Origin of the sequence: Sphingobium sp. V4 (assembly GCF_029590555.1) — a bacterium.
In the GTDB taxonomy this organism is placed as follows: domain Bacteria; phylum Pseudomonadota; class Alphaproteobacteria; order Sphingomonadales; family Sphingomonadaceae; genus Sphingobium.
The window spans coordinates 419,981-438,643 of the sequence record NZ_CP081001.1 but is presented as its reverse complement, the minus strand read 5'-3'; the positions used below and the strand labels follow the sequence as shown (position 1 = coordinate 438,643).

Genomic DNA, 18,663 nt, shown 5'->3' with positions numbered 1-18,663 from the left:
AGGGGCATGATGCCCGTTCATGCCGGGCAAAAGGCGCAGGGGGAATATGCCTTATGCTCCGTTCACCGCAACCCCTCAGGCGGCTCGCCGTTCCAGCGCCTGGCCAGCTTCGTCCATCAACTGGGCGATGATCGCGGCGACGGGTTCTTCCTTCGTGACCATGCCGACCGACTGGCCCGCCATCAGCGATCCGCCCTCGACATCGCCGTCGATTACCGCGCGGCGCAGCGCGCCGGCCCAATAATGCTCGATCTCCAGCTGCGCCTGGCCCATGTCCACCGCGCCACTGTCGAGCAGATTGGCGACCTCGCGCTGCTTGGCGGTGAAGGCTTCGGTCCCCGCATTCTTGAGCGCCCGCACCGGGATGACCGGCAGGCGCGGGTCGATCTGCACGCTGGCGATCGCATCGCGCGCCGACGCGCGGAAAAAGGCCTTCTTGAAATTGGGATGGGCGATGCTCTCGCTCGCGCAGGCGAAGCGGGTGCCCAGCTGCACGCCCGCCGCGCCCATTTCCAGATAGGCGGCGATCGCCTCGCCCCGGCCGATGCCGCCGGCAACAAAGACGGGAACCTGCTCCGCCATCTCGGGCAGGATTTCCTGCGCCAGCACGCTGGTCGCCACCGGGCCGATATGGCCGCCCGCCTCCATACCTTCCACCACCAGCGCATCGACCCCGGACCGCACCAGCTTCTTCGCCAGCGCCAGCGCCGGCGCGAAGCAGATCAGCTTCGCGCCCTTTTGCTTGATCGCCTCGATGCTGCCCTTGGGCGGCAGTCCGCCGGCCAGCACGACATGGCTCACCTCATGCTTCGCGCAAACCTCGATCAGGTCGAACAGCTGCGGATGCATGGTGATGAGGTTCACGCCGAACGGCTTGTCCGTCATGGACCTGGTCGCGGCAATCTCCTTGTCCAGCAGTTCGGGCGTCATCGCGCCACAGGCGATAACGCCGAAACCGCCAGCATTGGAAATGGCCGACACCAGATGCCGCTCGGATACCCAGCTCATCGCCCCGCACAGGATCGCGGTCTCGCAACCGAGAAATTCGGTGCCGCGGGCCATCAGGGAAGCGAGTTTGGCGGTGGTCATATGTCTAGCCTTCAAGATACAAAAAGCCCCTCCCCGTCGGGGAGGGGTTGGGGTGGGAACATGCCGAAACAGCCCCCTCACCCTTTCTCTTCTCCCCCCCTGACCGGGGAGAGGCAAAAAATCAAGCCGCCGGGGCGTCGAGGCCATAGGCGGTGTGCAACACACGCACCGCCAGTTCCGTCTCGTCCTCGTCGATCAGCACGCTGACCTTGATCTCGCTGGTGGAGATCGCCTCGATATTGATGCCGCGGTCGGCGAGCGTCTTGAACATGGTGGCGGCGACGCCGGCATGGCTGCGCATCCCGACGCCCACGACGCTGATCTTGGCGACTTCGGTGTCGGTGATGATGCGGCGGAAGCCGATCTCTTCCTTGTTCGCTTCCAGCAGGTCGACGCTGCGGGCCAGGTCGGCGCGCGGGACGGTGAAGGTGACGTCCGTCTCCTCATTGTCCTTGGAGTCATTCTGGATGATCATGTCGACGTTGATCGCCGCATCGGCCAGCGGGCCGAAGATGCTGGCGACCGCGCCCGGCTTGTCGGGCACGCGGGTGACGATGATCTTCGCCTCATTCTTGTCATGGGCGATGCCGGTGATGAGCTGACGTTCCATCTTGCTTTCCTTGAGCTTGGCTTCCAGTTCCTCGTCGCTCACGATCAGCGTGCCGGGGAGGTCGTCCTGGGTGGGATCATCGAAGGAAGAGAGCACCTGCACGACCACGCCTTCCTTCATGGCGAGGCCGACCGAGCGGGTCTGGAGCACCTTGGCGCCGACCGAGGCCAGTTCCAGCATCTCCTCATAGGTGACGAGGTCCAGCTTGCGGGCGCGCGCCACGATGCGCGGGTCGGTGGTGTAGACGCCGTCCACGTCGGTATAGATGTCGCAACGATCGGCCTTGACCGCCGCCGCCACCGCGACTGCCGACGTGTCCGACCCGCCCCGGCCCAGCGTCGACACGCGGCCATCGGCCATCATGCCCTGGAAACCGGGGATCACCGCGACCTGGCCCGATGCCATCTCCGCCAGCAGCGCCTCGGTGTCGATCTTCTCGACCCGCGCCTTGGCATGGGCTTCGGTCGTGCGGATAGGCATCTGCCAGCCCAGCCAGCTGCGGGCGTCCACGCCCATCGACTTCAGCGTCATGGCCAGCAGGCCGCTCGTCACCTGCTCGCCCGACGCGACGACGACATCATATTCCGCCGGGTCGTAAAGCGGCGAGGCTTCCTTGCAGAAGCCTACCAGACGATCGGTTTCGCCTGCCATGGCCGACACGACGACCGCCACTTCATGCCCCTGGTCGACGACATGCTTGACGCGCGCCGCCACGTTGCGAATTCGCTCCATCCCCGCCATGGAGGTGCCGCCGAATTTCATCACGATGCGCGCCATTTGCTTGTCGAACCTGCTTGCTGTTGTGAAAGAATATGTCCCAAAGGGGCAAAACGGCGCTCCTATTAGCAGCCGCGACGGATATGGCAAGCAATCCTGCGGCGCGGCTCGCCGCATCGTCGCCGCTCGCCCACCCGCCTTATTTACGTTCAACGGGATAGGCGCATTTGCCTACCGTCGCTGGCCTGCTAAAAAGCGGAGAAATCGATATCCCCTTTCCGCCGTTCGCCCTGAGCTTGTCGAAGGGCCGTCCCTTTCCTGAAGAGACTATTGGGCTTCGACAGGCTCGATCCGAACGATAGAAAGATGGTCGCGATCCCGAAATGTCAGCCAGATGGCTAACCGCCATTGTCGCCAGAAGCCAAGGTGCATGATGACCCAGACCACCGCAACGATCGACCCGAAGGAAGCCGCCCATTTCGGCGCCATGGCCGCCGACTGGTGGGACCCCGCCGGCTCCAGCGCGATGCTGCACAAGCTGAACCCGGTGCGCCTGCGCTATATCCGCGCGGCGATCGACCGCCACTGGCCCGGCCATGAGCAGGCGTTCCGGCCCCTCGCCGGCAGGCGCGCGCTCGATGTCGGCTGCGGCGCGGGCCTGCTCGCCGAACCGCTGGCGCGCCTCGGCGCGACCGTCACCGGCCTCGACGCCGCCCCGGAAAATATCGCCGCCGCCGCCGCCCATGCACAGGGCCAGCACCTCGCCATCGACTATCGCACCACCCCGGTGGAGGAAATGACCGACAGCGGCTTCGATCTCGTCACCTCGATGGAGGTGATCGAGCATGTGGCCGATCCCGCCGCCTTCGTGCGCGCGCTCGCCGGAAAACTGGCGCCCGACGGCCTCATGATCCTCTCGACCCCCAACCGCACGCCCCTCTCCCGCCTCGCCATGATCACCATCGGCGAAAGCGTCGGCGGCATCCCCAAGGGCACGCATGACTGGCACAAATTCCTCACGCCCGATGAACTGACCGCACTGCTGGAAGAAGCGGGCCTGGACGTCACCGACAGCAGCGGCCTCGCCTTCGATCCGCGCAGCGGCTTCACCCTGTCGAGCAACAAGGCGATCAACTATCTGCTCACGGCCAGGCACAAGTAAAATCTTCTCCGGTTAGGGAGACGGATAGGAAGCCGTGCCGCGAAACGGCCAGGCGAAGTCGGATGAGGGGGGAGCGAGATGACCGAAGAGTCGAAAGTCGACGCTTATATCACCACCCACGCCGACTTCGCCCGCCCCACCCTCACCCATTTCCGCACGCTGGTCCACGCCGCCCGGCCGCAGGCCAGCGAAGCCATCAAATAGGGCTTTCTCCACTTCGTCCACCGGACCAGGAATTTCGCCTCCATGGCCGCGTTCAAGGGCCATGCCGCGATCGGCTTCTGGTATAGCGAGGACGACGACATCCGCGCCGAACAACGCGGCATGGGCCATCTCGGCCATTCCCCCTGACCGCAAAGAGAAAAGCCGACCCGCCCGGCTTGGCCAACCCGCCTACTGCCCCACCGCCTCGGCCCGCGCGATCAGGGCTTGCGCCTCCTCGACATGCATCGCCTCGATCATCCGGCCCTCGAACCGTTCCGCCCCGCCGGTCGCCGTCTCGATCAGGCGCCGGGCGTCCGCCACCGCCTGCGCGTCCGGCCCGAACACCTGGTTCGCCACCGGCACCTGGCTCGGGTGGATCAGCGTCTTGCCGTCGAAGCCCAGTTCATGCCCCTGCGCGCATTCCGCCTCGAGCCCCGTCTCGTCCTCCAGCCGGTTGAACACGCCGTCGAACACCGCGATCCCCGTCGCCCGCGCCGCCAGCACCACCGCCTGCAGCGCGTGAGACAGGCCCGACCGCCCGGCCGAGGGCGGAATGCACAGATCCTTGCGAAGGTCGTTATTGCCCATGAACAGGCCGGCGCAGCCCTCCTCCCCCGCGATCGCCGGCGCAGCCAGCACGCCCCTGGCGCTCTCGATCATCGCGATCACCGGCTTCTGGCACACGCTGAACACGTCCCGCACCTGCCTGGGATGCTCGACCTTGGGCAGCACGACATAGTCGGCGCCCGACGCCTTCACCGCCACCATTTCGGCGCCATGCCAGGGCGTGCCCTCCACATTGATCCGCACCGCGCTCAATCGTCCGCCAAAGCCATCGCCCAGCGCCGCGATCGCCCCGGCCCGCGCCGCTTCCTTGGCGTCTTCGGGCACCGCATCCTCCAGGTCCAGGATCACCATGTCGCAGGGCAGGCTCCGCGCCTTGGCGATCGCGCGGGGATTGGACGCGGGCAGGAACAGCAGCGAACGGGCGTGGCGAAGCAACATGGAGACTCTCCCTCGGATCGGACCCTGGCGGTTTGACTTCCCCCGTTAACGATTAGGGCGCATAATCCAAGCCTGCGAAACGGGGGGAAGAGATTTGGACATGCTGACGACATTCGCGCTTACGCTTACCGGCCTCGTCCTCTTCTACCTCGCCGTCAGCGTGAAGGTGGTGCGGCAGGGCTATCAATATACCATCGAACGCTTCGGGCGCTTTACCGAAGTGGCCAGGCCCGGCCTCAATTTCTACCCCGCCTTCTTCTACGCGGTGGGCCGCAAGATCAACATGATGGAGCAGGTCGTCGACATTCCGGGGCAGGAGATCATCACCAAGGACAACGCCATGGTATCGGTCGATGGCGTGGTCTTCTTCCAGGTGCTGGACGCGGCCAAGGCGGCCTACGAAGTGTCCGAACTCTATGTCGCCATCATGCAACTGGCGACCACCAACCTGCGCACCGTCATGGGCTCGATGGACCTGGACGAAACCCTGTCCAAGCGCGACGAGATCAACGCGCGCCTCCTGTCGGTAGTGGATCAGGCCACCAACAGCTGGGGCATCAAGATCACCCGCGTCGAGCTGAAGGACATCCGCCCGCCCGCCGACATCGTCAGCGCCATGGGCCGCCAGATGAAGGCGGAGCGCGAGAAACGGGCCAATATCCTTGATGCCGAAGGGATGCGCGCCGCCGAAATCCTGAAGGCCGAGGGGCAGAAGCAAAGCCAGATACTGGAGGCCGAGGGCCGCCGCGAAGCCGCCTTCCGCGATGCCGAGGCGCGCGAGCGCGAGGCGGAGGCAGAAGCCAAGGCGACGCAGATGGTGTCCGACGCCATAGCGGCCGGCAACCCGCAGGCGCTCAACTATTTCATCGCCCAGAAATATGTCGAGGCGGTGAGCCAGTTCGCCACCTCCCCCAACGCCAAGACCATCCTCTTCCCGGTGGAGGCGACACAGTTGATCGGCACCCTGGGCGGCATCGGCGCGCTGGCGAAGGACGCGCTGGGCGGCGACGCGCCCACACCCAGCGCCCCGCCGCCCGCGCCGAGGCGCGGCCCCTTCGGACAGGCGCAGGGATAAGCGTGATGCGACCGACTGATTTCCGTCGCCGTCATTCCCGCGACAGCGAGAACCCGTCTCCCGACCCGTCCGCCAGGCACGGGGTCGGGGCGACACATCGCCGCCCGAACTGGAATAACGCGAAAACAGGGAGTGCCCGGCCATGACCGACTGGCTGAGCCTGCTGCACGATCATTGGGCCTGGCTGGTCTTCGCCGCCCTGCTGGGTGTGGGGGAAGTGCTGGTTCCCGGCGTCTTCCTGATCTGGATCGCGATCGCGGCAGCGCTGACCGGCCTTGCCGCGCTCGCCCTGCCCATCGCCCTGCCCGTCCAGCTGCTCCTGTTCGCCGCCCTCAGCATTGCGGCGGTCTGGGGCGGGCGGCGCTGGTATGCCGACCATCCGGTCGCGTCTGCCGACCCCCTGCTCAATGATCGCACCGCCCGCCTCGTCGGCCAGACCGTGACCGTGGTGGAGCCGATCAGCGGCGGCGAGGGCCGGGTCAAGGTCGGCGACGGTGTCTGGACTGCGACCGGCCCCGACGCGGCGGTGGGCGCCCGGATGCGCGTGACCGGGGCGGACGGCACGGTTCTGCGGGTCGAGCCTGCCTGACGCCGTCTCCCGCCGGGCTGCCGCGAACGCCTACAGGTCCAGATCCTTCTCGTCGGCGCTTTCCTGCGCGCGCTCGACCGCCTTGGCCTGCTGCGCCTGCGTCGCCATCGCCATCTGGGTCATCATCGCAAAGCTGGTCAGCCCCACGCTGAAACGCGCCGCGAGCGCCGGATTCTGCTGGTTGGGCATCACCTCATAGGAAATGGCGTGCAGGCAGGGCAGCACCTTGTCGGTACGGATATTGTGGCTGCGACATTCCGAATAGCTCATATTGCCGTTTGCCATACGCTGGCCGTCGCGCGACCGGATGATCCATCCCGACCGCTGGTTGCCATAGCTGCTGTCGTCGAACGCGCCATATTTGGCGCTTACCTCCTGCGCGATGTTGGCCACGGGCAGTTCCTTGCCGGCTGGATATTCGTTGGTCCGGTCGACATGGACCAGCCGTTCCCCATCTGGGGGGCCGATCAGCCAGACATTCACCTTGTCGAGGCCAGTGTCGGCATAAAGGTTGATTCGCGACATCTGCCCCCCATCGGGCAGCGAGGTGCTGCTCTTGCTGACATTGATCGCATAGCTGGGATTCTTGCACAGCAGGACGCCGCGCACCTGTTCCTCGCTCATCCCCTGCCGCAGCCCCACTATGTCGTCCGCCGCCTGGCCTTCGGGCGCGGTCTGGGGCTTGAACTTGCCGCAGTCGAGATCGGCCTTCTCGACCGCCGGCGGCGCCGCCTCCCCCGCCGCCTCTTCACCGGACGGGGCGTCGCCCGCGGCGCTGCCATTCGCGTCCTTGTCGCTGCCGCCGCCGCATCCGGCCAGCCACATCAGTCCACCGATGACGAGAATAGTGCCGCGCATGGCCATGCCTCTGTCTCTGTTTCCACCTGTCGCTCGGTCGCACATAGGCAAGGAAAGCCGCCATCAGCGCGGGCGTTAGGCCGTCATGTCTGCCATGGTCGTGACGGACCGACAACGTGTCGGCCGGGCGCAAAAGGATAGGCCGCATGGATAATCTTGAGGATGCGCAACGCCCGTTTCTACTAGTCGCACCAGTCCAGTCGACACTTGCCGTTTTTCGGTGCGGCGTCAGACGCAGACCGGCATCAACATCAGTCCTGTCGTTCGCCGGCCGCGCGCAGCACCAGCAGGTCGTCGGTAACGGTCATGGTGAAGATCGGGTCGGCATCGGCGGGCACTTCGGCGATGGCGTCGACGAAGGCGGCGCGGGTCGCCGGATCGTCATAGACCATCTTCTGCTCGAACGCCGCGCGCCAGGTCCGCTCGTCGGGCCATTCGGCATAGCCGACGAAGCGGCCGTCGGCGTCGCGATGGAGGCGGGACCCGTAGCTGCCATATTTTTCCCGGATGAGGTCGGTTCCGCGCCGCCAGGCCGCGCGGAACTGCTCCTCCTTGCCGGCATGGACCCGCCACCAATAGACCGCGACGAACATCGGCTCTCTCCTTTCAGGATATGGAGAATGAGCCGGATCGGGCGCCGGTTCCAGTGCTGTCTCGCGCAGAGCCACGCCAGCCCGCTCCCGCATCCGACATCGCGCCTGGAATGTCAGATGAGCGGGCTGGCGCCGCTACATCAGAGAATCGTCTGGCCGGTCTTGGCCCAGTCGGCGGCGAAGCCTTCCAGCCCCTTGTCGGTCAGCACATGCTTGGACAGCATCTTGATGACCGCGGGGGGAGCCGTGATGACGTCGGCGCCGATCTTCGCGCAATCGAGCACATGGATCGGGTGGCGCAGCGAGGCGGCCAAAATCTCGGTCTTGAACGCGTAATTGTCGTAGATCAGGCGGATGTCCTCGATCAGCGCGAGGCCATCGAAGCCATTATCGTCATGGCGGCCGACGAAGGGCGAGATGAAGCTGGCGCCCGCCTTGGCGGCGAGCAGCGCCTGGTTGGCGGAGAAGCAGAGCGTCACATTGACCAGCGCGCCGTCATCGGTCAGCGCCTTGCAGGTCTTGAGCCCGTCGATGGTCAGCGGCACCTTGATGCAGACATTGTCCGCGATCTTCCGCAGCACGGCGGCTTCCTTCATCATCGTCTCATGATCGAGCGCGACGACTTCGGCGGACACCGGGCCATCCACGATGCCGCAGATTTCCTCCACGACTTCCAGGAACTTGCGGCCCGACTTGTGGATCAGCGTGGGATTGGTGGTGACGCCGTCCAGCAGGCCAGTGGCGGCCAGCTCGCGGATTTCGGCAGTGTCGGCGGTGTCGACGAAGAATTTCATGGGAGGACTCCGGGATGGACGAATCGCGCCCCTTTAGCCGGTGGCGGACGGATTCGCCATCTTCGGCGCAGACAATTGCGTCGCGACCGCTTCCCGATTAAGCCGCAGCCACCTTTCCAAAGGACCGGTCATGAAGCGCGCCGCCCGACTGCTTACCCTTGTCCTCGCCGCTGCGAGCGCGTCGACAGCATCGGCGGCGACGGAGGAAAGCCAGGCCTGGATCACCGAGCAGGCCGCCATCCGCATCGACCCAGACACTGTCGTGACCCTGGATTCGAGCCAGCGCGCCCGCGCCGATGCCGGGAGCGGCGGCGAGCAGTTTCTGGCGCGCATCGCCATCGACCACCGGATCGCGCCGGCCATGCAGGTCGGCGGCGGCTTCGCCTATCTCAAGAGCGAGGTCGACCAGGAACTACGCCTGTTCCAGCAGCTGACGCTGACCAAGGGGATCTGGACGAGCCGCACGCGGATGGAGCAGCGCTTCTTCGACAATGCCGATGAGGCAAGCTGGCGCTTGCGCCAGCGGGTGCAGGCCGCAGTGCCGGTCGACCGGGCGAAGCGTTGGACCGTGATTGCCGCCGCCGAAATCTTCTTCCACCTCAACCGCGCGCGCGCCAGCGACAGGACGGGGCTGGCGACCATGCGCCACCAGATCGGCGTGCGCCATCCGATCGCCAGGGCCATCGATGCGCAGCTTCTCTACATGCGGCAGCAGAATTTCCGCGACGGGCGGCCGGACGCCGTGTCGCATATCCCCTGGCTGACTTTGAGCTGGCGGCTCTGAGCGGAGGGCATTGCACAGCGCGGCCAGCGCTTTAAGGACGGAAGCCATGTCTTCGCGCGCCCGTGTCCTGATCCTGAACGCCGCCCTGGGCCCGCTCGACTATCGCGTGCCCCACGGAATGACCGTGCAGCCCGGCAGCATCGTGGTCGCGCCGCTGGGACCGCGCCAGCTGGTCGGCGTGGTGTGGGAGGAAGCGAGCTTCCCCGATGTCGAGACGGTGGGCGACAACCGGCTGCGCAACCTGATCGAGCTGGTCGACGCCCCGCCGCTGCCCGAGCCGCTGCGCCGGCTGATCGAATGGACGGCCGACTATTATCTCAGCCCTCCGGCGGCGGTGCTGCGCATGGCGCTGTCGTCGATGGCCGCGCTGGAGGGTGCGCGGACGGTGATCGAATATCGCGCGACCGGCGCGGTGCCCGACCGCATGACCGAGCAGCGCGCGCAGGCGCTGGACCGGATCGGCGAGCGGCAGGGGCTGATCCGCGAGCTGGCGATGATCGGCGGGGTCAGCGACGCGGTGATCCGCGGCCTCATCAAGCAGGACATATTCGAGCCGGTGGAGGTCAGCGTCGACACGCCCTTCCCGATGCCCGATCCCGACCATGCGCCGCCCGCCCTGTCGGACGCGCAGCGGGCGGCCGCGACGACCATGGCCGATGCGGTGCGGGCCCATGACTTCGCGCCCTTCCTGCTCGACGGCGTGACCGGATCGGGCAAGACGGAGGTCTATTTCGAGGCGATCGCGGCCGCCATCCGGGCCGACCGGCAGACGCTGGTGCTGCTGCCCGAAATCGCGCTGACCGAGCCGTTTCTGGAGCGGTTCGAAAAGCGGTTCGGGACGGTGCCGGTCAACTGGCACAGCGGCCTGCGCCAGAGCGAACGGCGACGGGCGTGGCGCGCCATCGCTTCGGGTCAGGCACAGGTCGTCGTCGGCGCGCGGTCGGCGCTGTTCCTGCCCTATCCGAACCTGGGCCTGATCGTCGTGGACGAAGCGCATGAGGCCAGCTTCAAGCAGGAGGATGGTGTTCACTATCATGCCCGCGACGTGGCGGTGATGCGCGGCCTGATCGAGAAGTTCCCGGTCATCCTGGCGTCTGCCACCCCCGCGATCGAGACGCGGCATCAGGTCGAGCTGGGCCGCTATGCCGAAATCAAGCTGCCCTCGCGCTATGGCGGGGCGGAGATGCCGCAGATCGAGGGCGTAAACCTGCTGACCGACCCGCCCGAACGCGGCCGCTGGATCGCGCCGCCGCTGGTCAAGGCAATCGACGAAACCATGGAAAAGGGGGAGCAGAGCCTGCTCTTCCTCAACCGGCGCGGCTATGCGCCGCTGACCTTGTGCCGCCATTGCGGCTATCGCTTCCAATGCCCCAACTGCACCGCCTGGATGGTCGAGCATCGGCTGACCCATCGGCTCGCCTGCCATCATTGCGGCCATGTCATCCCCGCGCCGCGTCGCTGCCCGGAATGCAAGGAGGAAGATAGCCTGGTAGCCTGCGGCCCCGGCGTCGAGCGTATCGCCGACGAGGTGAAGGCGCTATGGCCGCAGGCGCGGACCGCCATCGCCACGTCCGATACGCTGAGTTCCCCCGCCCGCGCCGCCGATTTCGTGAAGTCGGTGGAGGGCGGCGACGTCGACATCATCGTCGGCACCCAGCTCGTGACCAAGGGCTATCATTTCCCGAACCTCACTCTGGTCGGCGTGATCGACGCCGATCTGGGGCTGGAAGGCGGCGACCTGCGCGCGGCGGAGCGGACCTTCCAGCAGATCGTGCAGGTAGCGGGACGCGCAGGTCGCGGAGAAAAACCCGGCAAGGTCTTCATCCAGACCCGGATGCCCGGCAGCGAGGTGATCCAGTCTCTGATCGAGGGCGACACCGAACGCTTCTATGCCGTGGAAACGGAAAACCGGCGGCGCGCCAATGCCCCGCCCTTCGGCCGCTTCGCCGCGATCATCATATCGAGCGAGGATGCCGACGAGGCGGCGCAGACCGCGCGGCTGATCGGCAAGTCGGCGCCGCTGATCGACGGGATGCGCGTCTACGGCCCCGCCCCGGCGCCGCTGTCCGTGCTGCGCGGGCGGCATCGCCATCGGCTGCTGATCCATGCGACACGGCAGGTGGACGTGCAGGCGGCGATCCGCGAATGGCTGGGCAATCTGGCCTGGAAGTCGGGCACGCGGGTGGCGGTGGACGTCGACCCCTACAGCTTCATGTGAGGATCAGGTGGCGTCCGCCGGAGAGACGATGATGACCACCCGGCGGTTTTCGCGCCGCCCGTCCGCCGAGCGGTTGCTTTCGACCGGCACGCGCGCACCCATGCCCACGACCCGCATCGCCGGCTGCGCCATACCGCCTGCGACCAGCGCGTCGGCCACCGCCTGCGCCCGCCGCAGCGAAAGGGCTTCGTTATAGCTGGACGCCCCCGTGGAATCGGTATGGCCTTCGACGCGCGCACCACGGATGTCCACCGCCGCCAAGGCCGCCGAGATCCGCCCGATCGCGACTTTCTGATCCGGGATCAGCGTGCTTTCGTCGGTGGCAAAAAGCAGCCTGTCGGCCATGCCGAACTGCCAGTCCTGACCGGACGGTTCGAAGCCCTGCCGCCGCAGCGCCGTCACCTGTTGCGGCGAGAAGCCCGCGGGCTGCGGGGACTGCACCGTCTGACAGGCAGCGAGGGGCAAAAGGGAAAAGAGAAGAAAAGCGTGGCGCATCCTGATCCTTGTCCTGTCAACGATCGCCATTGGCAACGCGGCCGGCCTTGGCCGCATACATGGCCGCGTCCGCATGGCGCAGCAGGTCGCGGGCATCGGCGCTGTCCTCGGGATAGCAGGCGCTCCCGATGCTGAGCGATGCGTCGATGCGCTCCCCATTGGGCAGCATGATCGGCTGGGCCATGCCGTCGGCGATATGGAGTTTGATCGCGGCAAGCTCGGGCGCCGACAGGCCGGGCGCAAGAATCAGAGCGAACTCGTCGCCGCCCAGGCGGAAGGCCTGGTCGCCAGGCCGCAGCACCGCGCGCAGCCGGGCGGCGATGACGATGAGCATGGCGTCGCCCGCATCATGGCCATGGGTGTCGTTGACCTGCTTGAAACGGTTGACGTCGATATAGATGATGGCGAACGATCGCCCCTCCGCGTTCGACCGCTCCACCGTGGCGGGCAGCGCCTGTTCGAACATCGCGCGGTTGCCGAGGCCGGTCAGAGCGTCGCGGGTCGCCTGGCGCTCCAGCATCCGGTTTTGCGTCACGATGCCCTTGTGCCAATCGCGCAGTTCATCGAGCAACGCGTTGAAATCGCGGCCCAGCTGATCGACTTCCTGAATATCGGATGTCGGCACGCGACGATCGAACTGGCGATCGGCGCGCACCGCATGGGCGACATCGGCGATCTTGCCCAACGGATCGGTGACGTCGCGCTGCAGGCGGCGGGACAGCGTCCAGGTTGCGACAAGGGTGAGGACAAGACAGGCCAGCCCCGTCGCCAGGCCCGACAGGATGAACCGGCCGAGGCCGTCGGCGCCGCCATAGACCCGGACCTGCGCCACCCGTTGATGGCCGCGCAGGATGTCGGCGACCGCAGGCGAGGGCGCGACCAGTTCGGCGAGACCGCGCTCGACCGCTGCCATCATACCGTCGCCCGGCCGCCGCCATTCCACCAGCATCCGCCCGCGCGCGTCGCGCACATCGACCCGGTGGACGCTTTCCGAGGCCGCCACCGCGACCATCCCCCGCCGCGCGGCGTCCATATCCTCGAACACCAGCGCAGGCTCGACAGTATAGGCCACGGTCCGGGCGATCAGCGCGAGGTTGCGATCGGCATAGCCCCGGATCACGAGGACCCCGGTGGCCATCAGGGTGACGCTGGCCATCAGCACGGCGACCAGGATCAGGCGCATATGCCCGCGCGCCAGCACCTGGCGCAGCGTGGGCATGGCGGATCGGGTCGAGGCTCTCATGGGTCAATAGCCCCCTTTAGACAGGCGCAGCACGCGCGGGTCGATGCGAACGGCCGATCGCGACACGGCGTCGATGCTGAGCTGGAACGACAGGGATTGCGGCGTGTAGAGCAGGCAGAACATCGCGCCGCTGCGGCAAGCGGGATCATCTTCCGCGATCGTCACCACCGCTTCTCCCCGCGCGCCTGCGATCAGCCTGCCGAGGGTCGGCGAATCCAGCCGGCCGATATAGAGCGCATCGCAGCGATCCGGCGCAGGCTCCCCCGGCGCGCCGATCGCGACCAGTTCGACCCCCGCACCGCTGGACAGACGGATATCCGCAAGCCGATCGGCATGACGCGCCGCACCCGCGATGCAGAGCCGCACCGCCGGCCGGGCGGACGGCCAGCGCGAATATTCGAGCATGGCGCCCACCATGCGCGCCGTACTCGCCGCGACGGCATCAGGCCCTTTGCCCAGCGGCATCATCGCAGGCTGGAAGGTCGGGACCGCGAGCAGGGCGCCCGGCACAAGAAGCAGCAACCAGAACAGCAAACAGCGCAAGCCCGACATCACTCCCCATGCCCGAAGGCTCGGCCGACTATAGTTAATCGGGCGTAAAATACAGCTAAAATCATTTCGCTTGCGACAAGTGCTGCTGCCTCCGGCAATCTCCCGCTGGCGACCGTCCGCCCTGCCGACTAGACCGAGGCGATGGAAACGCCCTGCCGCAACCTGTGTGCGCTCGACCGGGAGCGCAAGAACTGCACCGGATGCGGCCGGACGATCGAGGAGATCGTCCATTGGCGGAGCATGACCGACGCCGAGCGCGCCGCCGTCATGGCGCGGGTGCGGGACTTCCAGCCGGCGGCGCGCCCTTCCCCTTTTCCTCCGCCTGTGCGTCGAACTCCGCCTTCAGCCTGAGCGCGGCATCGCGCATGTCCGAACCGTGCGGCGAATAGGCGATCGGATCGAGCAGGATCGACGCCGTCTTGTAATCCCCCCGCAACGCCGTCGCATGGGCAAAGCTGAACCGATAGTCGGGGCTTTGGGGCAGCAGCGTGAAAGCCTTGTAGAGGCCGTCATAGCCCAGGTCCGGCATCTTGCCGCCGCGCATCGCATGATAGCGGTAGAAGAGCGCGAGCGGCACCGGGTCTTCGGTGTCGGCGCGGTTGGCGCGGACGATCGCTGTCAGGGCCGCCTTCCAGTCCTCCGCCTTGTCGCTGTCATGCGCCTTTTCCAGAAGCGCCTGCGCACGGACGGCATAGGCGCGGGCCGACTTGGGATCGATCGCGATCGCCCGGTCGGCGTCGGCCAGCGCAGAGTCCTTCTGTTCGGCCGCCCATTCGGCTTCGGCGAGCAGGGCGGCGGTATAGGCACTATCCGGATATTTGGCGGCGGTCGCGCGGATCGCGGTAACGAGCTCCGGCAGGTCTTCGGTACGCGGATGGTTGATGAGCCGAAGCTCATCCTCGATCACCGCGCCCTGCGCCGGGTCGACCGGGGCGACGGTGATCGTGTCGATCTTCAATTCCTTGGGCTTCAGCTCCGATGCCGAGAGCCGATGCCGCATATAGGCCTTCAAGTCCTTTTCCAGTCCAGCCAGGCCGCCCGCGAAATAGCTGTCAGGCTGCATATTCTTTACGCCGTCGGCCACATCCTTGAGATAGCGGGCGATTTCAGCACGGCGATCGGCCTTGTACTGGAAATAATGGGTCAGCAGCCAGGCGGTGCCATAATAGCGGTCGCCATCGCGCAGGCTGAGGCCATCGGTATCGCGGGCGAAGAGATTCTTCACCGGATAGGGTGATCCCAGCACCAGGCCCGGCGCACGCGCCAGGGGCACATGACCGAACTCGATCGATCCGTCCTTCGGGAATTTGATGACCGAAAAAAATTCGGCGAACCCCTCCACATACCAGGCGGGATATGCGGCCGGAAAATGATGCAGCATGAAATGATGGGTATATTCGTGGAAGAGGATTTCCTCGGCCCCGAAATCAAATTCACTGGTCTTGGCCCCGCGCGACAGCACGGCGAAGGCGGTCCGGTCCGAGGTCGTGTAGAATCCGCCGATATTGGGATTGCGGGCCAGGGTCTTCACCTTGGCCTCGTTCGACAGGAGATAGACCTTGACCGGACTGCCCTGTTCCGGATCGGTGACTCGGGTCACGACCCGCAACAGATAATCGAACTTCTCCAGCCGCTCGGCAAAGCCGCGCAGCTTCTGGTCGTTGCCTTCGCTGTAGACGGTGAAATGGCGGGTCTGCGCCTGATACCAGGCCGCCTGCGCCGTCCCCATGCCCGATGCGGCCAGGCCCAGCCCGGCCAGCATCTTCCCCCAGAATCGCCCGCGTCGCATCGCTTCCCCCATGCACCCCAGCCTATTCTGACCGAGGCAGCGGCGGAAGAAAAGACGAAATCTATCCGTTACTTGAGCGTTTCGCGTGCCAGCAGCGCCCGCTTCCGGTCCAGCCCCCAGGCATAGCCGCCCATGCTGCCGTCGCTGCGGACGACACGGTGGCAGGGAATGAGGACGGCGAGATTGTTGTCGCCGCACGCCGTTCCCGCCGCGCGCACCGCGCCGGGACGACCGATCGCGGCGGCGATATCGCCATAGCTGCGCGTCTCGCCCGGCGGGATGGCGCGCAGCGCCGCCCAGATCGCCTGCTGGAACGCCGTCCCGCGCACGTCGACGGGCAGGTCCGCGCCGGCGGCGGGATCGTCGACCAGCGCCGCGACCCGCCCCGCCATGGCGTCCAGCGCCGGATCGGCGCGCCGAACGTCGGCATGAGGGAAACGGGCGCGCAATTCCGCCTCGCCCTCGCCGAAGCTGATACGGCACAACCCCTTTTCGGTCGCCGCGACCAGCATTGGTCCCAGGCTGCTGTCGACGATCCGCCAGCGGATCGTCACGCCCCGCCCCCCATCCTTCCAGGCGCTCGGCGTCATGCCCAGATGCGCCTCCGCATCGGCATAGGCGCGGCTGGGCGCATTATAGCCCGCCTCGTAGATCGCCTCCGTCACGCTGCCGCCCTGATCGAGCGCCGTCTTCAGTCGCTCGGCGCGCAGGCCGCGCGCGAAGGCTGCGGGGGTCAGTCCGGTCTCCCGCTTGAAGAGACGGTGGAAATGATGCGGCGCATAGCCGACATGGGCGGCGACCTGCTCCAGCAGGGGCGCCTCCTCCGCCGCCTCGATGAAGGCGACCGCCGCTTCCACGGCGAGCCGGTCGCGCCCGATCTCGTCCGGTCGGCAGCGCAGGCAGGCGCGAAATCCCGCCGCCCGCGCCGCCGCCGGATCGGGCAGGAAGGACATATTCTCACGCCTGGGGTGGCGCGCGGCGCAGCTGGGCTTGCAATAGATGCCGGTGGTGGCGACGCAGCCCACGAAGCGCCCGTCCATCGCCCGGTCGCGCGCCATGAAGGCGGCCCAACAGGCATCATCATCCGGCAGGGCCGGGGCGGAAGGAGAAAGGCGAGTCATCTGGTTCATGACGATATGGGATAGAAGCGCGCGCGCCGCCATGCTTCCCGCGCCTTGCCGTCAAAGCATTTCGCCTTTTCCCGATTGCGCAAAGCCCGCCATCGCATATGAATGCGCCACGATGGTCGCCCTCCTCCGCCGCTTCACCCCTGCCCTTGGCTTCCTGCTCGCGCTGATCGCGCCGGTCGCTTCCCATGCCGAGCAGCAGGACATCGCCGCCGCCGCGCGCGGCGTGGCGCGGGTCGTGCTGGTCGCGACCGATGGCACCGAAGCCTATTTCGTCGGCCATGGCAGCGGGTTCGCCGTAGCGCCGGACAAGATATTGACCAACGCCCATGTCGTCGAACTGGCGCGCGAGGAAAAAAATCTCGTCATCGGCGTCATCCCGTCCGAAGGCACCAAGACTTATGGCGGGCGAATCATCGCCTATTCGCCGGGCAACGACCTGGCCCTCATCCAGCTGGAGGAAGGCCGCCTGCCGGTCAGCACCTTCTATGCCGGCGCGGTCAGCGACGGGCAGCATGTGACCGCGATCGGCTATCCCGGCACGGTCGACCGCGCGCAGGGACTGGGCCTCAAGCAGCTGGTCGAGCCGCTCGCCACGGTCAAGACCAGCGGCACCATCTCCTCGGGCCGGGCCAGCCAGAATTTCGACACCGTCCTCCACACCGCCCCGCTCGCCGCCGGCAACAGCGGCGGCCCGCTGGTCGATGATTGCGGCCGGGTGATCGGCGTCAACAGCTTCGGATCGGTGTCGGACGGCAATGACGCCGAGTTCGGATTCGCCGTTTCCTGGCGCGAGGTCGCCTCCTTCCTGCGGCAGGCGGGCATCTCCTCGCTCCATACGATCGTCGGGTGCCGATCCATGGCGGAGGCCGACGCGGCCGACGCCGCCCTGACCCAGCGCGAGGCGCAGGCGAGCGAGCAGAAGAACCGCGCCAGCGCCGACGCCCGCGAGGAAGCGCTGACCCGCGCGCGGGACGCCGCCGAGCGCGACGTCATCACCGCGCGCGAAAACGCCATGGCGGGTGCGGCCCTGTTCCTGGCGCTGGCGGTGCTGGGATTGGCGGCGGGCGGCCTGTTCTACAGCCAGGGCAAGGAGCGCAAGGCGACCTGGTTCCTGGCCAGCGGCGGCGCGCTGCTGTTCGTGGCGCTCGGCCTCTTCTTCCTGAAACCCAGCTTTTCCAGCATTGATGACAAGGTGAAGTTGCAGGCCGACATCGGCGTCGCCGCCAACGGCGCCTATGCCTGGGCCGGCGACAATGTGTGCAAGGTGGACCTCGATCGCAGCCGGCTGACCGTGTCGCAACCCAATGACATCGGCTTCAACTGGGCCGAGGGCGGTTGCGTCAACGGCGACACCCAATATGTCTCGGTCGGCACCCAGTGGCAGCGCCCCACCGTGCCCGACGAGGCCAATTATGTGACGACCAGCCAGTTCGACCCGGCAACCGGCACGCTGCGCGTCCAGCGCTGGCTGCCCGACCTCGATACCATGGGCAAGGCGCGCGCGCTGCTCAGGGACGGCCCGATCAAGGGATGCGGCGCCGACTCCGGCAGGCTCGCCCGGATCGCGACGCTCCAGAGCGACATGACAGCGCTGCTTCCGCCGCAGCCGAATGAACGGATCGTCTATCATTGCCAGAAGGGACGGCTTGCCCCGGCCGATCCTGCCGAATAACCGATTCGGGACAGCGTAAATACTCAGGCAAATAGCCGCGATTTCGCACTAACGATGGAATCGCGTCACATGACTTGCATAGTC

Annotated in this window: 19 protein-coding genes; 8 read left to right on the top strand and 11 right to left on the bottom strand. The window is 66.7% G+C overall.

Annotated elements, in window-relative coordinates:
- Positions 1-75: 75 nt before the first annotated feature.
- Positions 76-1,089: an NAD(P)H-dependent flavin oxidoreductase gene (locus tag K3M67_RS02260; RefSeq protein ID WP_285832141.1), complete on the bottom strand. Its 1,014-nt coding sequence runs from the start codon at positions 1,087-1,089 to the stop codon at positions 76-78.
- A gap of 121 nt (positions 1,090-1,210) precedes the next feature.
- Entirely contained in the window at positions 1,211-2,476 is a 1,266-nt protein-coding gene (locus K3M67_RS02255) for an aspartate kinase (protein ID WP_066860131.1), read from the bottom strand.
- Between the two features lie 370 nt (positions 2,477-2,846).
- On the opposite strand from K3M67_RS02255, the gene ubiG reads away from it, so the two are divergent.
- Both ubiG and K3M67_RS02245 read left to right on the top strand, forming a co-directional pair.
- Positions 2,847-3,578 carry a bifunctional 2-polyprenyl-6-hydroxyphenol methylase/3-demethylubiquinol 3-O-methyltransferase UbiG gene (gene ubiG, locus K3M67_RS02250; protein ID WP_285832140.1) on the top strand — a complete coding sequence of 244 codons (732 nt, stop codon included), beginning with the start codon at positions 2,847-2,849 and terminating at the stop codon, positions 3,576-3,578.
- Between the two features lie 78 nt (positions 3,579-3,656).
- Complete coding sequence (locus tag K3M67_RS02245) at positions 3,657-3,782, top strand: hypothetical protein (protein WP_269747255.1); 126 nt, start codon at positions 3,657-3,659, stop codon at positions 3,780-3,782.
- 189 nt (positions 3,783-3,971) lie between these two features.
- On the opposite strand, the gene K3M67_RS02240 is transcribed toward K3M67_RS02245, so the two are convergent.
- Positions 3,972-4,787, bottom strand: coding sequence for an HpcH/HpaI aldolase/citrate lyase family protein (locus K3M67_RS02240; protein WP_066860137.1), 816 nt, complete (start codon positions 4,785-4,787; stop codon positions 3,972-3,974).
- Positions 4,788-4,887: 100 nt separating this feature from the next.
- On the opposite strand from K3M67_RS02240, the gene K3M67_RS02235 reads away from it, so the two are divergent.
- Both K3M67_RS02235 and K3M67_RS02230 read left to right on the top strand, forming a co-directional pair.
- Positions 4,888-5,862 carry an SPFH domain-containing protein gene (locus tag K3M67_RS02235; RefSeq protein WP_066860140.1) on the top strand — a complete coding sequence of 325 codons (975 nt, stop codon included), beginning with the start codon at positions 4,888-4,890 and terminating at the stop codon, positions 5,860-5,862.
- Between the two features lie 142 nt (positions 5,863-6,004).
- On the top strand, positions 6,005-6,451 hold the full coding sequence (locus tag K3M67_RS02230) for an NfeD family protein (RefSeq protein WP_066860143.1): 447 nt from the start codon (positions 6,005-6,007) through the stop codon (positions 6,449-6,451).
- A 30-nt stretch (positions 6,452-6,481) separates the two neighbouring features.
- Here K3M67_RS02230 and K3M67_RS02225 read toward each other — a convergent pair whose 3' ends face one another.
- The 3 genes from K3M67_RS02225 to fsa form a co-directional block, all read right to left on the bottom strand.
- Positions 6,482-7,309: a hypothetical protein gene (locus K3M67_RS02225; RefSeq protein WP_285832139.1), complete on the bottom strand. Its 828-nt coding sequence runs from the start codon at positions 7,307-7,309 to the stop codon at positions 6,482-6,484.
- Between the two features lie 251 nt (positions 7,310-7,560).
- Complete coding sequence (locus tag K3M67_RS02220) at positions 7,561-7,902, bottom strand: antibiotic biosynthesis monooxygenase family protein (protein ID WP_285832138.1); 342 nt, start codon at positions 7,900-7,902, stop codon at positions 7,561-7,563.
- Between the two features lie 140 nt (positions 7,903-8,042).
- On the bottom strand, positions 8,043-8,696 hold the full coding sequence (gene fsa, locus K3M67_RS02215; RefSeq protein WP_066860150.1) for a fructose-6-phosphate aldolase: 654 nt from the start codon (positions 8,694-8,696) through the stop codon (positions 8,043-8,045).
- A 130-nt stretch (positions 8,697-8,826) separates the two neighbouring features.
- Here fsa and K3M67_RS02210 point away from each other — a divergent pair, with 130 nt between their 5' ends.
- Together K3M67_RS02210 and K3M67_RS02205 are read left to right on the top strand one after the other, a co-directional pair.
- Positions 8,827-9,480 carry a DUF2490 domain-containing protein gene (locus tag K3M67_RS02210; RefSeq protein WP_285832137.1) on the top strand — a complete coding sequence of 218 codons (654 nt, stop codon included), beginning with the start codon at positions 8,827-8,829 and terminating at the stop codon, positions 9,478-9,480.
- Positions 9,481-9,526: 46 nt separating this feature from the next.
- Positions 9,527-11,698: a primosomal protein N' gene (locus K3M67_RS02205; RefSeq protein WP_066860153.1), complete on the top strand. Its 2,172-nt coding sequence runs from the start codon at positions 9,527-9,529 to the stop codon at positions 11,696-11,698.
- Positions 11,699-11,701: 3 nt separating this feature from the next.
- Here K3M67_RS02205 and yfiB read toward each other — a convergent pair whose 3' ends face one another.
- Genes yfiB through yfiR form a run of 3 tightly spaced genes read right to left on the bottom strand, consistent with a single transcriptional unit; the run spans position 11,702 to position 13,988 of the window.
- The gene (gene yfiB, locus K3M67_RS02200) at positions 11,702-12,193 is read right to left on the bottom strand and encodes an outer membrane lipoprotein YfiB (RefSeq protein WP_285832136.1); all 492 of its coding nucleotides are present in this window, start codon (positions 12,191-12,193) and stop codon (positions 11,702-11,704) included.
- 16 nt (positions 12,194-12,209) lie between these two features.
- Positions 12,210-13,436 (bottom strand): diguanylate cyclase DgcN/YfiN, encoded by a 1,227-nt coding sequence (gene dgcN / locus K3M67_RS02195; RefSeq protein WP_066860159.1) that lies wholly within the window; start codon positions 13,434-13,436, stop codon positions 12,210-12,212.
- A 3-nt stretch (positions 13,437-13,439) separates the two neighbouring features.
- The gene (gene yfiR / locus K3M67_RS02190) at positions 13,440-13,988 is read right to left on the bottom strand and encodes a regulatory sequestration protein YfiR (RefSeq protein WP_285832135.1); all 549 of its coding nucleotides are present in this window, start codon (positions 13,986-13,988) and stop codon (positions 13,440-13,442) included.
- 141 nt (positions 13,989-14,129) lie between these two features.
- On the opposite strand from yfiR, the gene K3M67_RS02185 reads away from it, so the two are divergent.
- Entirely contained in the window at positions 14,130-14,339 is a 210-nt protein-coding gene (locus tag K3M67_RS02185; RefSeq protein WP_285832134.1) for a DUF1289 domain-containing protein, read from the top strand.
- Here the strand turns inward: K3M67_RS02185 and K3M67_RS02180 are convergent.
- Entirely contained in the window at positions 14,254-15,777 is a 1,524-nt protein-coding gene (locus K3M67_RS02180) for a tetratricopeptide repeat protein (protein ID WP_443019595.1), read from the bottom strand. The genes K3M67_RS02185 and K3M67_RS02180 overlap by 86 nt on opposite strands.
- 68 nt (positions 15,778-15,845) lie before the next feature.
- Positions 15,846-16,907, bottom strand: coding sequence for a bifunctional DNA-binding transcriptional regulator/O6-methylguanine-DNA methyltransferase Ada (ada, locus tag K3M67_RS02175; protein WP_285832878.1), 1,062 nt, complete (start codon positions 16,905-16,907; stop codon positions 15,846-15,848).
- Between the two features lie 112 nt (positions 16,908-17,019).
- Between ada and K3M67_RS02170 the strand changes: the two genes are divergently transcribed.
- Entirely contained in the window at positions 17,020-18,579 is a 1,560-nt protein-coding gene (locus tag K3M67_RS02170; RefSeq protein ID WP_285832133.1) for a S1C family serine protease, read from the top strand.
- Positions 18,580-18,663: the final 84 nt, after the last annotated feature.